At 69.6% G+C, this 15589-nt stretch carries 7 protein-coding genes and 4 pseudogenes; 8 read left to right on the forward strand and 3 right to left on the reverse strand.

The genetic code is table 11. From position 1 onward, the window contains the following. Positions 1–6 precede the first annotated feature (6 nt). Positions 7–897 carry a glycoside hydrolase family 19 protein gene (locus AB0J12_RS31150; RefSeq protein ID WP_363267898.1) on the reverse strand — a complete coding sequence of 297 codons (891 nt, stop codon included), beginning with the start codon at positions 895–897 and terminating at the stop codon, positions 7–9. A gap of 1482 nt (positions 898–2379) precedes the next feature. After that, positions 2380–2643: pseudogene (locus AB0J12_RS31155) on the reverse strand (IS701 family transposase); the annotation flags it as partial. Positions 2644–3862: 1219 nt separating this feature from the next. Between AB0J12_RS31155 and AB0J12_RS31160 the strand changes: the two are divergent. From AB0J12_RS31160 to AB0J12_RS31175, 4 genes are read left to right on the forward strand one after another with little or no spacing between them, the layout of a single operon-like run. Next, on the forward strand, positions 3863–5488 hold the full coding sequence (locus AB0J12_RS31160) for a TIGR02677 family protein (RefSeq protein ID WP_363267899.1): 1626 nt from the start codon (positions 3863–3865) through the stop codon (positions 5486–5488). Further along, positions 5485–6810: a TIGR02678 family protein gene (locus AB0J12_RS31165; RefSeq protein ID WP_363267900.1), complete on the forward strand. Its 1326-nt coding sequence runs from the start codon at positions 5485–5487 to the stop codon at positions 6808–6810. Before AB0J12_RS31160 ends, AB0J12_RS31165 begins: the two co-directional genes overlap by 4 nt. After that, entirely contained in the window at positions 6807–11045 is a 4239-nt protein-coding gene (locus tag AB0J12_RS31170) for a TIGR02680 family protein (protein WP_363267901.1), read from the forward strand. The genes AB0J12_RS31165 and AB0J12_RS31170 overlap by 4 nt, the downstream gene beginning before the upstream one ends. Next, on the forward strand, positions 11042–12313 hold the full coding sequence (locus AB0J12_RS31175) for a TIGR02679 family protein (RefSeq protein ID WP_363267902.1): 1272 nt from the start codon (positions 11042–11044) through the stop codon (positions 12311–12313). The genes AB0J12_RS31170 and AB0J12_RS31175 overlap by 4 nt, the downstream gene beginning before the upstream one ends. A 237-nt stretch (positions 12314–12550) precedes the next feature. Here the strand turns inward: AB0J12_RS31175 and AB0J12_RS31180 are convergent, their stop codons facing one another. Continuing rightward, the gene (locus AB0J12_RS31180) at positions 12551–13084 is read right to left on the reverse strand and encodes a hypothetical protein (RefSeq protein WP_363267903.1); all 534 of its coding nucleotides are present in this window, start codon (positions 13082–13084) and stop codon (positions 12551–12553) included. Positions 13085–13258: 174 nt separating this feature from the next. On the opposite strand from AB0J12_RS31180, the pseudogene AB0J12_RS31185 reads away from it, so the two are divergent. The 4 genes and pseudogenes from AB0J12_RS31185 to AB0J12_RS31200 all read left to right on the forward strand — a co-directional run bounded on the left by AB0J12_RS31185 (position 13259) and on the right by AB0J12_RS31200 (position 15451). Next, positions 13259–14012: pseudogene (locus AB0J12_RS31185) on the forward strand (DUF6879 family protein). A 9-nt stretch (positions 14013–14021) separates the two neighbouring features. Next, positions 14022–14870, forward strand: coding sequence for a helix-turn-helix transcriptional regulator (locus AB0J12_RS31190; RefSeq protein ID WP_363267904.1), 849 nt, complete (start codon positions 14022–14024; stop codon positions 14868–14870). A 44-nt stretch (positions 14871–14914) separates the two neighbouring features. Beyond that, a pseudogene (locus AB0J12_RS31195) lies at positions 14915–15136 on the forward strand (UTRA domain-containing protein); the annotation flags it as partial. Beyond that, positions 15133–15451, forward strand: a pseudogene (locus tag AB0J12_RS31200) (hypothetical protein). The pseudogenes AB0J12_RS31195 and AB0J12_RS31200, both read left to right, overlap by 4 nt. Positions 15452–15589: the final 138 nt, after the last annotated feature.

A 15589-nucleotide genomic window follows, 5' to 3' on the forward strand; every position in this document is an offset into this window, starting at 1 on the left:
CAGCGATCAGCAGTAGAGATTGCCGCCGGGAGACGTCCCGAGGATCTGCGCGAACCGCTGGTAGGCGTCCACGCGGCTCTGGACCTGCGCCGGGTTCCTGCCGTCACACTCGAGGGAGCCGTTGATGCTGCGGATCGTCTGGCCGAAGCCGACGCCGTTGACCATGGCGTTGTGGGGCGTCATGGTGCCGGGTCCGGTCTGGGTGTTCCAGTACCAGAGCGCCGTCTTCCAAGCCACGGCCGCGTCATTCTGCACCAGCCACGGGTTGTCGAGGAGGTCGATGCCGAGCGCGTCGCCCGCGGCTTTGTAGTTGAAGTTCCAGCTGAGCTGGATGGGGCCGCGCCCGTAGTAGGCCGCCTGGCCAGCCGGACAGCCGTACGGCTGACTCCAGTCGCAGTAGTGCGGGTAGTTGGCGGTGTTCTGCTCGACCACGTACACCAGACCGCCGGTCTCGTGGCTGACGTTGGCGAGGAAGGCCGCGGCCTCCTGCTTCCTTACCGTGTCGCTGCCGGTGTTCGCGAAGGCGGGATAGGCGCTGAGAGCGGCGGTGAGGCCGCTGTACGTGTAGAAGGAATTGCGGTTCGGGAACATCTGGTTGAACTGTGCCTCGCTCACCACGAAGGTGCCGGCGGGGGACTCGGAGCCGCTGTCGCAGGCGTACGGCTCCCAGTACCAGGTGCTGATGATCGGGTCGTAGCCCGGGTTGTCGTGTTCGGCGATATAGGCCTTGCCGTCGGTGTAATGCACGATGTCGCCGGTCGTGTACGGCCTTCCGGCGACCCAGCTCGGGTAGCTCGAACACGCGGCGGCGGACGCGTCCGTGGCCGGCAGCAGGACAGGCGCGGCGCTTCCCAGGACGAGTGCGGTGACCACGGCGGAGAGGCGGCGTTTCGACACAGGATCAACTCCTCTGCGGAGCACGGGCGCACCCGGGACAAGGGCAGCAGGAAGCCGGGTCTTGGGGGCGCGTGCCGGTCGGACCGGCCACGGCGGGGCGTGGCCGTGGTGGGGGTATGGAGGCACACTCAACCGCTTTGGTCTGTACCAGTCAAGGGTGTAGACCAGTCAACTCGCTGCGCCCGGAGGGCTGTGCATGTTCGCGCTGTCGCCGCGCCGCCCCGGCAGCCTGGCGCGCCTCACTATTTTTGCCGGTAAGTACTCAATTGACCGTCCCACCCCGGGGCATGGCAGGAACGAAGAAACTGCGCGCAGGGGGCGTCGAGCTACGGGAAGCGAGCAGCACCCGGTGCCCGGATCGAGACGCAACCGTTCGGCTCGTACGCCGAGGCTGCCGCGCCGTCCCGGTCGTCAATGTCCATCCAGGAGTTACATACCCCACTTTCCTGGCTGCGTGTGAGCACTCATTCGATGCACCCCGTTGACCTCAGTAACCGGTGACCCACCTGCAGACCGGTAAGCGAGGTTCGCACATGTCAAAAATCGGTCCGAAACAAACCAAGAGGCGTCTCCCCAGCGCTGGCCGCTGCCCGGATTGGGTGCACCTTTGCTCCCGTCAACTCAAGGACTGAGACGGCCGCTTCATGGACCATTGCATCCCGTGCAACCGCGTGCTCAACGGCGCGGTGACCTGCCCGGAGTGTGGGGCGTACGACCCCGGCATGGCACCGCTGAGCGATCGGAGAGACGGTGCTCCGGTCGCTGACGCGGTGATGCCCGAGGTTCACGTGAACGGGGGACCGAGCTCCTCCGCTTCGCCCCTTCCCGGGCCACCGACTGCCTCGCAAGACCTGTCGGCTGACCGGTACGACCGTCCGGCGCGGCTGAAGAAGTATGCCGTCCGGTCTCTTGCCGCAGCCGCCTTCACCCTTCTCGGAGGCCTGGCCACCGCATCGGTGCTTCCCCAGTCGACGGCTCCACGGGCAGCCTCGATCCCGGAACAGCCGTCCCCCGAAGAGCCCGGGGCCCGCGTTCCTGATGCACAGGCTTCATCGGAGAGTGTGACCGTGCACCCGGACCGAAAGGGCGTCCGGGGCCGAAACAGTGAGGTGATCCGGCGTCCTCCGCCAACGGCGACCCGCAGCACGTCACCGGTCTCTCGGTCTCCCGCCGCCACCAGTGCGCCGCCACCGGTAAAGGCGAAGCCAACCCCCCGAGCCTCCAGTGGCCGCGGCCCCAGCTCGCCCTCGCGGACGGCAACCCCTTCCACGCGGCCCTCCGCAAGTCCTTCCGTCAGTCCTTCCCGCAGTGTCAGCGCCTCTCCTACCAGTAGTGGCTCACCGAGCAGCGCAGGGGGAGTCGGTGGCTGAGGCACTGGCAGGGCTACCCAGCACAGAGGCCTCGACCTGGTCCGCGGACGGCATCCATCGGCAGTGGGTTTGCCGGTGCCAACAGAGGCCACAACCACGCAACCGTCTGCCGTCAACAACGTGCGGCATGTGGACTGCGTCCAGGAGTCGATGAGGGTGAGGGGCTCGGGCGCTTTGGGGCGAGGCGCTGTTCGATGAGGAAAGCGTGGGCGGCGGTCACGAGGTGACGTGGTGTGCCACTCGGCCAGGATCGGCTTTCGAAGTGGTCCAGGCCCGGCCGCTCGAGTTCGCGCTAGTCGTGCTCGATGCTCCGGCGGACCTTGGCCACCTGGACCAGGTCGGTGACGCGAGCGTCGGTCGGCAGGTTGGACATCCATACGCGGCCGTCACCGACTGGTGCATCGAGAACGGACCCTCCGGACTCCCGCTGAGCGTCGTCAGGGATGTGTCGTTCATCGCTCCATCAAACTCGCGCCCTTCCGAGGGTAGGTAGCGCGGCGACCCCGGGGGCGCTCCTTCTCGTCCCGCATGCCTGGCGCTGTAGCGGCTCATTCCCCGTATCGGCGGTACATCCACGGCGCCGCGCGCCTCGTCACCCGGCGCGCCTCGTCTGCGTCGCGATGGGGCGGCGCGTTCCCGACGGTCTGCGGCGGCGTCACCGAGCGGGGGGCGCCGCACCGCCTCGCCACAGCGGTATCCCGGCGAGGCGGCGCACATCGGCGCAGATCGGCAGAGCCATGGTGTTGTGCTGGCTGTCTGGTTGGTCCAGCGCACCGCGCTTACTTTCCGCTGCTCATACGCAGTTGATTGACTCTGGGCGGCAAAGGCAGGCTGTCTCCGTCGATGCTGAGTTGCACGGCGTCGCCGCTGACGATCACGTCTTGGATGGTGAGGCCGAGGAGCCGGGTGTAGGGAAAACCGAAGAGCCGGTGGCATCTTCGGCTACTCGCACGCCATGGGCGGAGCGCGCGGCAGCCACGCCGAGTGCGTCGGGGTCCCGTTCGCCGACCACGATGCCTTCTCCGTCCCGGGGGGCATCGACGACGCCAGCGCCCTGTTCGTGTCGGACTCGGTGCCCACGGGCTGGGTGGGCGCCGACCTCCGGAGGCGTCAAGCCCGCTGACGTCGTCGCCGTGTGGGGCGGTCATGCGTGTCCGCGGCCGTGCGGCAGGGTCGCCGTGCGGTCAGGGAACCTCGCGGCGGGCGCCCCGCCTCAGGCGGGAGCCGCGGTACGCGGCACGGCGGGTCGCGTCCAGGGCCGGGCCAGGGGCGAACGCCCGCACGCTGTGTCCGTACGGGTCAAAGTCGAGGGTGTTCCCGGTCCACGGGCAGGACGTCCCGCACCTTGAGCACCGCGAACCGCCGCCAGGACCGGTCGCCGGTCTCCGCGCACAGGTCGTAGGCCAGCGGCCCGGCGGCTACCTAAGGCCGTTGAGTCGGCGTCAGCGGCCCTCGTATGCGCCCCTGGGGTAGCGGGCCCCTCACTACCGCTCACGCCTGAAGCCGAAGGACTCGTTCAGGGGGCCTGGCACACGTCCGTGACATTTTCGGCCACTCACCGGCGGCGCCCGGCTGCGCCGCGTAACCTCACAGACATGGAGGCATCAGCATCCGGTGCAGGTCAGGACGGCGATGAGGGGACACGGCGACGGCTGGACGCCTACACCTACCTCAGCGCACCCGAGCGGCTGGAGCACCTGGCGATCATGCGCGTCTTCTGTGGGACCCTGCTGGCGGACCTGGCTGTCCCGGACGTCCTGGCGAAGCTGCGCCAGGCCAGGGGCCCTGCCGCCGGGCTCGATGGCGACACCCTCACCGTCCGGCTGGAGCAGCTGGTGAAATGGGGCAACCTGCTGCGCAGCAGCCACACGGTGAAGGCGTCCAGCATCAGCGAGTACCAGCGGTCCCGCGCGCGTTATCAGTTGTCGAAGCTGGGCGAGCGTATCCAGCGGGACGCCGATGGGGTCCTGGCCGAGGCTGACGCGGCCCGTGAGGTGAGCAACGAGCTGCTCGCGCTGGTCGAGCGCGGGCTCAGGGAGCTGGCCGAGCTCGTGACCGCGCCTGGCGGCATCGAACCGCAGGACGGGCTGGAGCGGGTCAGCACGCTGTTCGTGCAGTTCACCGAGTTCGCGGATTCCATCCGGGACTTCTACGCCTACCTCGGCCAAGTTCTGGCCCGGTATGACTTGGACAGCGCCGAGTACCAGGGCTTCAAGGAGCTGCTCCTCGACTACGTCGAGGCGATCACTGAAGATGTGGCGTTCCGCGCGCCCCGCATCTCGGCGGCGCTGGACACGCTGTGGCCGCACGTCCCGGGTCTGCTGGCCCGGCTGGACGCCCACGCACAGGGCCTCACCGGGCTGTCACCGCAGGGCGACGGCCGACTGGAGACGCGGGTGCAGCGCAGCCGTGGGCGCGAGTTAGCGGACTGGGAGGGCCTGCGCGGTTGGTTCAGCGACACCGACGGGCAGGGCAGCCAGGTCGATCAACTGCGGGACGCCACCCTGCGTGCGCTGCAGTCGCTGCTCGCAAACGCCAAGCGGATGCTGCGGTCGGCCACCGGGGAGATGTCCCGGCGCAGGGATCTGCTGCGGCTGGCCCGGTGGTTCGAGGACGCGGCGCCGCAGGACGCGCATGACATCGCCGTCGCCGCCTTCGGGCTGTATGGCACCCGTCATCTGGGCATACCCCCGGCCACCGACGAGGTGGTGCCCGCCTACACGAGCTGGTGGACCGGGCCGGTGGTCGAGGTGCCGATGGCCCTACGGGAAAGGGGTAGCCGCGCCCAGCGGGGCCGGACGTCCGCGGTGGAGGACCACTCCGCGCAGAAGGAGCGGCTGCGGGAGGCCGCCCGTGAGCGGGCCGCGGCCAGAGCAGCGGCGGCGGACGAACTGCGCAGCGCCTCGGGCCGGTTCGCCGAGGTGCGTCTCACCTCTGCAGCGCTCGCTCTGCTCATGGAGCTGCTGGCCACCGCACTCGGGAACGCGCAGCTCCAGCGTCGCGCCGGCACGGACGGGAAGGACGCGACGGAAATCGGCCTTGACCAGGCGCACAGCGAGGACGCCGAGCTGGGGATCCGGCTCACCGTGCGACGCACGGCAGGCGCCCGGTGCGTCTTGCACTCGGTCGACGGCGACCTGCTGCTGGACGACCTTGAGCTGGACGTCGGCCGTTCCTCCTCCGACGTGGCCGACGGCGATGCGGAGGTGAGCGTGTCATGACCCTCCCTTCGACACACGACGTCGCCCTGGCCGCCGAGCGCCGCAGCGCCGCCCGGCTGCTGCTCGCCCATCCGCTGGTCACGTCGGACGGCCCGCACTCCGACCTCTTCCCGCTGATTCGCAGGCATGCCGATTGGCTGGGCAAGCGGTTCCAGCAGGTGCTCGGCTACCGCCTGCTGGTCGACAGCTCCTACGCCCGGCTGTTCAAGGCGGGGCTGGGGGCAGGCGCGGGCCGCCGGCTGGAGCGCTCCACCGGCACCCCCTTCACCCCGCACACCTACGCCTGTCTTGCGCTGGCCCTGTCCGTGCTGGTGACCGCCCCCGAACAACTGCTGCTGTCACAGCTGGTGGCCGACATCAGGGCCGCCGCGGCCGACGCGGAGATCGAGCTGGAGGAGACAGGTAGGGCGGCCGGGAAACGGACCTTGGTCGCGGCTCTGCGCCTGCTGGTCGAGTGGGGCGTCCTCATCGAGACCGAGGGCCATGTGGCCGCTCTCGCGCAGGATGCGGGCGGAGAGGCCCTGATCACAGTGGACCGCGAGCTGGCCCGCGTCGTCGTCGCCGGCCCGCTCGCCCAGGCCAGTGACGGGGCCGACCTGGTCCGGCGGGCAGCGGACCCGGGGTTCGGCGGTCCTCGCACCTATGTGCGTCGGATGCTCGTCGAGACACCCGTCGTCTACCTGGACGAGCTGACTGACGCCGAACGCGACTGGTTGCGCACCCGGCAGCGCCGCGAGGCGCAGGCGTTCTTCGAACTTCTGGGCCTGGAGATGGAGATCCGCGCCGAGGGCGTGGCGCTGGTGGATCCAGAGGACGAGCTGACGGATCTGCACCTGCCGGGCACCGGGACGGTCGCGCAGGCCGCGCTGCTGCTGGTGGAACGGCTCGTGGACCGGCTTCGGCCACAGGAGCCCGGACACCCGGCGACCGGAGGGACGCTCGTCATCGGCGTGGCTGTCCCGGACGGCCTGGTGGACGAACTGCTGGCCGAACTGGTCGCCGAGTACGGACAGCGCAGCAACTGGCAGCGCGGCTACGTGGAGGACATCCCCACCCTGCGGGAGGCCGTGCTGGACCTGCTGGCCCGCATGCGGCTGATGGCCCGCACCGGTCGGCTGCGTGCTGAGGGAGATGGGCTGCCGGAGGGGTACGCCGAAGAGGCACCGGAGGGACGCACCGTGACCGATGTCCGCAGGGCACGTCCTGGCGGTGACAGCTGGGTGCTGCTGGCCGCGGCGGCACGCTACGCCACCCACGTGACCGTGCGCCCGGCCACCGCAGCCACCAAAGCCATTGACGTTCAGGAGGAGTTGCCGCTGTGACCACCGATGCGCGTGGCCTCGTCCCGCTGCCGCGTTCCGGCCCCACCACCGCCGCCCGCACCCGCTTCCGGCTGCACCGCGCGGGCATCCAGAACGTCTGGCAGTACGACGAGCAGGAGTTCGCCTTCGGCGACGGACGGCTGCTGCTGCGCGGCAAGAACGGCGCGGGCAAGTCCAAGGCCCTGGAAATGCTGCTCCCGTATCTGCTGGACGGCGACTCACGGGCACTGGACGCGACAGGCACCGGCCGGACCACCCTCGCCTGGCTGATGCTCGACGGGTTCGAGCAGACCAACCGTCTCGGCTACCTGTGGGTGGAGTTTCGGGGCACCACCAACGGCGGCGACCATCGCCACCTCACCCTCGGCGCCGCCATCCGCGCCTCGAAGTCGACGCAGAAGGCGCTGCCGACATTCTTCGTCACCCCGCTGCGCGTCGGTGAGGGCCTGCACCTGGTCGAAGGCGGAAAGCCCCTGCCGTTGGACCGGCTCAAGGAGATCGTCGGCTCCGACAACGTCACCGACCGCGCGGTCGTCCACCGCTCGCGGGTGGCCCGGGAACTGTTCGGCATCACCGACGCAACCCGCTACCGCAACCTCATCCAGCTCCTCCACCGGTTGCGGCGACCCACCGTCGGGGACCGCATCGAGCACGGTGGGCTTGCTTCCCTGCTGAGCGAGACCTTGCCGGGACTCGAGGAGGACGTGGTCGAGAAGGTCGCGCGCAACCTCCACGACCTCGACGCCGTACGTGACGAACTCGGCCGACTGGAGCGCACCGATACGGCGCTGCGCACCTTCCTCACCAGTTACCGCGGCTACCTGTCCGGTGTCCTGCGCACCTCGGCGCAGGCGGTGAGCCGGGAGCTGGAGATCCTCGCGCAGCGACGTCGGGCGACCGGAGACGCCGCACAGCGGACCAGCGAGCTGAGGACGCAGGAGGAGGGGTCAGAAGCCCGGCTGGAATCCCTGCGCGAAGAGGAAGAAGCCGCCCGGACCGACCTCGCCGCGCTGCACGCCAGCCACGCCTACCGCAGCCTGCGCGAACTGTCGGAACGCCGAAGCACGGTCGAGGCGCTGCACACCGCCGCCGTGTCCGCCTTCACCGCCCTCAGCAACGCGCACGGCGCAGAGGAGGGCGCAGCCGAGCGCCTGGCCGACGGTGTCGACCACCTCGGGAGCCGGCTCGCCGAACTGGGCACTGAACACCGGGAACTGCTGACGCAGGCGGAGAAGGCCGGACTTCCCACCGGCCATCTCGGCGAGGCAGTCGCCCTGCCCCGCACGGTTCGCTCCCAGGCCGGCGAGACGGAGCTGACCGCTCCGGACGGGGAGACGCACATCGTGCAGCACCGGTCGGCCGTCCGTGTGGACACGGCGGCGGTGCAGCACGGACTGCTGTCCTGGCGGGGGCAGCTGGAGGACGCCGAGACGGTCGTGAAGAACCGGACCCGGATGGTCCAGGAGGTGACGCGTCTCACCGCGCAGGCCGAGAAGGCCCGAAGCCGGGCGGAGCAGGCCGACACCGAGCGGGAACGGCTGGAGGGCGAGGCGGAAGACGCCGCGGGCCGTCTCGACGCCGGCCGCGAGAAGGTCGCCGAGGAGAGCGGTGCCTATGCCCGCCGGGTCGCCGAGTGGGTCACACGCACGCGGGCCGCCGTTGGGTCCGACTGCCCGCCGCTGGATGCCGTCCACGTAGTGGTCGCCTTCGAGAGCTCCGCCGACGCCCCGTTCGCGGATCGCACGCTCCCGCCCGACACCGACAGCCAGGCGTGGCAGGCCGCCCATGCCGCACTGGAGCCGTACAGCGAGGAACTCACCAGACGCCGCGACGCCCTCGCGCTCACTGTCGGCCGGCTCGATGAGGAACTCGGCCGCCTGGCGAGTCAGAAGCGTGACTGGGAGCGACGTACGGATCCCGAGCCGCCGGTCCCCCACCACCGCGTCGCCGAAAGGACACCGGGCACCGGAGCCCCCTTCTACCGGCTCGTGGAGTTCGTGGATGATCTGAGCCCCGCGCATCGGGCCGGTCTGGAAGCAGCGCTGGAAGCCAGCGGAATCCTCGACGCGTGGGTCGGCGCAGACGGCGCCCTTGTCGATCCCGGCACTCGTGACACTCTGCTGCGTCCAGGCCCCGCGCTGCCGGATGGGCCGACCCTCGCCTCGGCCTTGCGCCCAGCGCCGCAACCGGGGTCTGGAGTCGCGTCCGAACAGGTGGAACACCTGCTGGCCACCATCGCGCTCGCACCGGCCGAGGAAGCGACCGCTCATGACGCGGTGAACTACGACGGAAGCTGGCGTTTGGGCATCCTCAGCGGCCGGCACCACAAGAGTGACGCCGAGTACGTGGGGGCCGCTGTGCGCGCCGAGACCCGACGGCGCATCCTGGCCGAGCTGGAACAGCGGCTCACGAAGACGGAGCAGCGGCTGGCCGACGCCCGTCACGAACTCACCGAGGCCGACGCCCGGCGTCGGGCTCTCAGGCTCGCGGAACAGGACTTCCCCCGGGCACGCGGTCTCGCCGACGCCTGGAGCAGAGCCGAGTCGGACGAGAGGAGACTGCGTGACCTGACCGCCAAGGCCACCAGCGCGGCACGGCTGGCCGAGGAGGCCCGCGCCCTCGCCGTAGCCGCCCGCGCCGAGGCGGACGCCACCGCCACCGCTCATGATCTGCCCAGCGACCCCGCCGAGCTGGAACGCGTACGCACCGCGCTGGCTGCCCTTCTCACCGGCATCGGGCATCTTCACCGAGCGATCGGCAGCACGGGCGAGCGGCTCGGCACCCATCACGCCGATGCCGAGCGATACGAACGCGCCCGTAGAGAACGCCTGGTCGCGGAGGCGAACTATCGGCTTCGCCTCGCCGGGCTGCATACCGCGCAACAGGACCTGCGCACCCGCGAGGAGGCCATCGGGGCGAGCGAAGAAGAGATCCTCACCCGCGAGCAGGAAACCAGACAGCGCATCGCGCACGCTGCCCAGGCCGTCCCGGAAGCACAACGAATCCGGAACGATCTGCACGACCGGCGCGTGCGCGTGGAAGAGGAGGAGAAGCGCCTGCGCGAGGACCTGACCGCCCAGGAGACGGCAGTCATCGCAACCGGCGGCGCCCTTCGCGGCGCACTCGGCCGACCGGAGGTGGTGCGCGGCGCCGGGCTGGATCGGTCCTCACTGCCCGAGGACGTGGTGGACGATCCCGGCTCGGACGTCCGCAGCCGTCTGCGCGCGCTACAGGCGCTGGCCGACGCGGTACAGCAGGCCCTCGGCCGCCCGAAAGGCGAGGTGTCGGACAGCACCCTGCTCAACCGGCACACCGACCTGCGCGACCAGCTGGCCGGCGGTTACGACGCGCAACTGGAGGAACGCGACGGGATCAAGGTGTGCCGCCTGATCGACGACCACGGCTCCCACGACGTAGCGGCCGTGGGCGAGCGGATCGCCGTCCAGGCGGGAGAGGCCCGGGGACGGCTCACCGAGCGCGAACGTGAGGTGTTCCAGCGGTTCCTGACCGGCGAGCTCGGCGACCATCTCTCGGCCCAGGTCATCACCGCGGCGAACCTGGTCGCGGCCCTCAATGACACCCTGCGGACCGTACGCACCTCCCACGGTCTCGGCGTGGAACTGCTGTGGAAGCTGGACGAGGACGTCGACGCGGACGTGCGGGCGGCTGTCGAGCTGCTGCGCAGTCCTTCGAGCCTGCGCACGCGTGAGCAGACCGAGCAGCTCCGCGAGGTGCTGCAACGCCGGATCGAGGATGCCCGACGGGCCGATCCCTCAGCCGGCTACGCCGCCCACCTGCGGACCGCGCTCGACTACCGCGACTGGTTCCGCTTCCACACCTTCGTGGTCGAGGACGCCGCTCCGGGACGGCGGCGGAAACTGACCGGCCGCACCGGGCTCAGCCAGGGCGAGCAGCGAGTGCTCTCCTACCTCGTGCTCTTCGCCGCAGCCGCCGCCCACTTCACCAGCCTCGCCGAGTCGGCACCCCACGCTCCGCGGCTGATCCTGCTCGACGACGCCTTCGCCAAGGTCGACGAACCCACCCACGGGAGGCTGGGGCGGATCCTCGTCGACCTCGATCTCGACTTCGTCCTCACCAGCGAACGGCTCATGGGCAACTGGCCGGAGGTGCCGTCCCTGCACATCTACGAATGCCTCCGTGATCCCCATGTGCGCGGGGTGGCCACCCTGCACTACACCTGGAACGGCCGGCACCGGCGTCTGGTGTCCGTATGAGCAAGCTGCCCGCGGCGACACGGGACTGGCTGGCCGGTCCCGGGCTGACCAGGCTCTGGGAAGCGGTACGCAAGCGCCTGGAAAGCAATGGCGTGCAGGCCACCGGCTCCCTCCGGCTGACCTCGGTGAGCACCCAGGAACGCAACGACCTGTCGCTCCTTCTGGGCAAGCCCGCCACAGGTGCTGCCGTGACTGTGCGCCTCGATGCGCTCGACACGCGGCTGCGCGCCTCGGCGGCCGGACTCGGTCTCAGAGAGGTGCTGGAGGAACTGGGCCCTCCGCTCACCGACCGCCGTGCCGTCCGCGCGGGTATCACGGCACGGCGCGAGCACATCTGGTCGTCGCTCGCCTCGGCGCTCGACGCCTCTCCGCTCGCCGGCCAGGAGTGGACTGGCCAGTGGTACGACCTGCTGCGCCGTACCGGCGTACCGAGAGGAGTGACACCCGACATTGCGGTACACACGCTTCAGCAGGCTGTGCGGGTCCTCACCGTACTGCTCGGCCCGGAGCGGGGCGGCACCCGAGGGCGAGGAGAACTCGCCGCCCTGGCGACCGGGTCCGCGCACGGCCTGGACGACGGCACCTGGCTCGCGCGCCTCGTCCAACGTGGCATCGCCCTCGCCCACGGCACCGAGTTTCCCGGCGACGCGGCCGGCCGGCGTGCACTTTGGCGGCTGGTGTCCGTTACACCGGACGAGGTCTCCAGCTCAGTGCTGAGCTACGGGCTGCGGCCCGTGGGCGGGGGCTGGCGGGAGCAGGCCCTGCGAGAGCGGGCAGACCATCACGCCGAAGCCCACCTCACCTCCCGGGACCTGCACGACCTGCAGCTGCAACTGCCCGCCGGGACGGTGATCCACATCTGTGAGAACCCGCGCGTGGTGGAGGCTGCGGCGGACGCTGCCTGCGTCCATGCCCTGGTGTGCACCTCCGGCAGCGCTGCCACTGTGGTCCTCACGCTCCTAGATGCCCTAGCCGCCACCGATTGCCGTTTCGTGTATCACGGGGATTTCGACTGGCCGGGCATCGCTCTGGCGAACCGGATCATCCGCCGTTACGGAGCCCAGCCATGGCGCATGGGAGCCGAGGACTACGAGCATCTGGCCGCTCGCAGTCAGGCCGATGGAATTCCTCAGCTGCCGCTCGACGGCCAGCCCGTCAGCGCGGTCTGGGACTCGGGCCTCGCCCCTGCGATGACCGCTCTTGGGGTCGCGCTCCACGAGGAGGTCACACTCGATCTCTTGGTGGACGACCTGTCGCGCCAGGCATAGTGACGTCGCCGCCGCGCCAACTCCGACCAGAGCATGCTTGTGACTCGGCAGCATGCGCTCTGAGCCACTTCAGGGAGCCTCACGACGACCTCGGACAGGAGCGGGCGGCCCATCCGCTCGTACTGCGGCCGGCATCACGGGGTGAGGACAGCGCCGCACTTGCCGAAGGCCGAATCGTGATGGCGCTGGATACGGGGGGACAGTCGTCCTTCGGAGCGCTGACGTGCTTCGACCGGCTTACCGTCGTGCGTTTCGTACGAGGCGGTACAGGGTGCGGCCGACGTAGCACAGTTCGCGGTTGTCCAGGCATTGCTCGCACGAGCCGCCGTGGTCGAGCAGTGCCCGGTGTGCGCGGGCGGCGACGCAGGGTGCACAGCCGCGAGGAAAGGTCGAGTAGCGGCCGTCGAGTCTGCGGTGCCGGCGCTCACCCAGCTCCACAGCCGTCTCCGCGGTGAGGGGCGCGCCGTCCCACACACATGCCGCGCCGCGTACTTGCATCCCGGACTGGTCGTTCAGGGAGGGCACTTCAAGCAGGTGCAGTACCTGTCGGGGAATCTCGTGCGTGGTGGTGCTCATGCCTCCGCCTTTCCGATGCGGGGCGTGTGTGAGGCGCATTTTCACGTCGGCGTGGAAGCGGCGGAGGTGTAACGGAGAGTGTTTCGGCATGGTGGGGTCAACCGTCAGCGGTGGCCGGACGGTCCCGGTCTCGTCGGGCGCTGCCGGCAGCGACGCGACCGCGCTGAAAGGGTCGACGTTGGTGGTTGCGTCCATGGAGAGGACCGTATGGAGGCCCTGTTTACGTTCACCAGTGGATGTCCTCGAATGTTCTCAACGACTGGGCGAATGTTCTCGCATGGTCTTCCGAAGCCGCGTGCGGGCGGTAGTGCGGCGGTCAAGGCTTCGTGATGCTGAGTGAAGACATCGGTCCGGCAGGGGAGGGACATCATGGCGCGACGACTGCGTTGCAACGGTACCGAGAGCAAGAACGGTGGCTGCCTCGCGATTCACGAGGACACCGACAGCGGTGAGATCATCGTCCAGGGGCGGCCCGCTCACCGACCCCGAGGATGTGGCTCAGCTTCAGCACTTCGGCCCGGACGATGCCGCGGTGGTCGTGCCGCGCGAACTGCTCGTCAGCCACGGCCCGAAGGAGATGTACCGCGTGCGCAAGCTGATCGGCCTCGAGGAGTTCGGCCGCCTGTTCCACCACTTCGAGCACTCAGCCTGGCACCTGGAAACCCGCCGCGGCTACGCCTCCGACCGCGAGGACCCGTCGTACCGGGAGTTCCTGGAGACCGGTGTGGCGCCCATGGACCTCGACAGCGAGTGGTGCCGGAATATCAGGGAGCAGACCGCTAGCGGGAAGTACGTCGGCCGGGCGCGGGTCGTCGACAATCCGCCGACCGAGGGCCAGCTGTTCCTGTTGTCCTACGCGCGCTGCAACGCGGCTACCGGCGAAGACGTGCGGGCCCTGGGGCGGAAGGACGCCGAGGGCACACACCTGCCCGCGGAAGACTTCTGGATCTTCGACAGCCGCCTCGTGGCCATCCTCCGCTTCGACGACGACGCCTTCCACGACGTGGAAATCGTCACCGAGCCCACCGAGGTACTGCGGTACTGCCAGGCTCGGGACGCCGCCGTCCACGCATCGGTGCCCCACGACGACTTCACGGCACAGCTCGGCGCGAAAGGACTGTGAGCAACACCGGTGAGCACGGACTACCAGCAGGCCCGCAAAGCGCTCGGCGCGCGCATGCGAGAGCTGCGGCTCTCCGCCCCTGGTGGCCGGCTCACCGGAACGCAACTGGCCCAGCGGCTCGGCTGGCCACACTCAAAGATCTACAAGCTGGAGGGCGGTCGGCAGCCCGCGACCAGCGAAGATCTGCGCGCCTGGGCCGATGCCGTCGGCCAGCCCGACACATTTGAGGAACTCGCCGCCCGCCTCAAGGGGTTCGAGTCGCACATCCGGTCCTGGCGGCGCCAGCTCGCCGCCGGCCACCGGCCCGTCCAGGACGCTTGGAACACCGCTGTCGAGCAGGCCCGGGTCATCCACGCCTGGGAGGAGGCCGTTGTCCCGGGCATGCTGCAGACCGCGGATTACGCGCGGCACATCTTCATCCGGTACGCCGACCTGTACGGCACGAAGCGCGACACCGACGAGGCCGTGCGGGCGCGCATGCAGCGGCAGACGTGGCTGTACCAAGGCGGTCGCCGCTTCCACGCCCTTGTCTGGGAAGCTGCGTTGCACGCGCTCGCGTGTCCGCCATCTGTGCTCGCCGCGCAACTGGATCGCCTGTCGGGTGTGATCGGGATGGACACGGTGGAGTTAGGCATCCTGCCGCTCGGCGCCTCGCTGAAGGTCCCTCCAGCGAACGGCTTTTGGATACTTGACGGCCGGGTGGTCATCGCCGAGGACTGGCACGCTGAGCTTTGGCTGGACGACGCGGACACGGTCGCCTCCTATCGGCGGGTGTGGGACGCGCTGCGGCAGTCCGCGGTGTACGGCGTAGATGCGCAGAACGCCATCCACCGTGCTCGTCGCGGCCTGGGTCCTTGAGTATGAGAGGGCCCTCCCCCGCCCCGGCCGGCTGTGACGGGCCGCCGGCTGCTGTCCGGGAGACGGTCTGTGCCCTTCCTCCGACATCGGACGAAGCGTCGTCCCTGCGGACCGACCCCACGGCGCCAGTCCTCACGATCACCCGAGTCGCGACCGACTCCACCGGCCGAGTCATCGAAGTCGCGCTGCTGGTGTTCCCCGGGAACCGCGTCGAGGGGGTCTTCACTACCCACCACATGACCGACGAGAGGCAGACGCAAGCATGACGGGATCAAACGAATTGCGGCTCCTCCTGTGGTCGGGGGCCAGAGGGCAAGCCCTGCTATCTGAGCACCAACGACAGGGGCGGCTACATGTCCCGCCTGGCGGACAACATCGAGGCGGTGCAGTTGGGAATGGCAGCAGAGTTGCTGGACAGGGCCGCGGTAACGCTCGTCGACGCGGATTCCGACCGGGCGGACGTGAGACAGCTGGCGAAGGAGCTGACGGGGGCTTTGCGAGACGTGCTCCGCGTTGCCACCAGCCGGGGGCACCTCCTGGTGGGGAACGAGTGGCACTCAAACAGGGAGTGCTGCGTTTAGCGGCTACAGCACTGTTCAGTGCGGCCTAACTTGCCGGTTCTACTACTGAGGTTGAACTCGTGGTGTCGTGCTGTTGTCAGGCGGGTCTGATGGTCAGTCCGGTCTCGGCGAGGCAGCCGTCTATGAGGTGGCTGCGGT

Source organism: Streptomyces sp. NPDC049915, assembly GCF_040656475.1.
Lineage (GTDB): Bacteria > Actinomycetota > Actinomycetes > Streptomycetales > Streptomycetaceae > Streptomyces.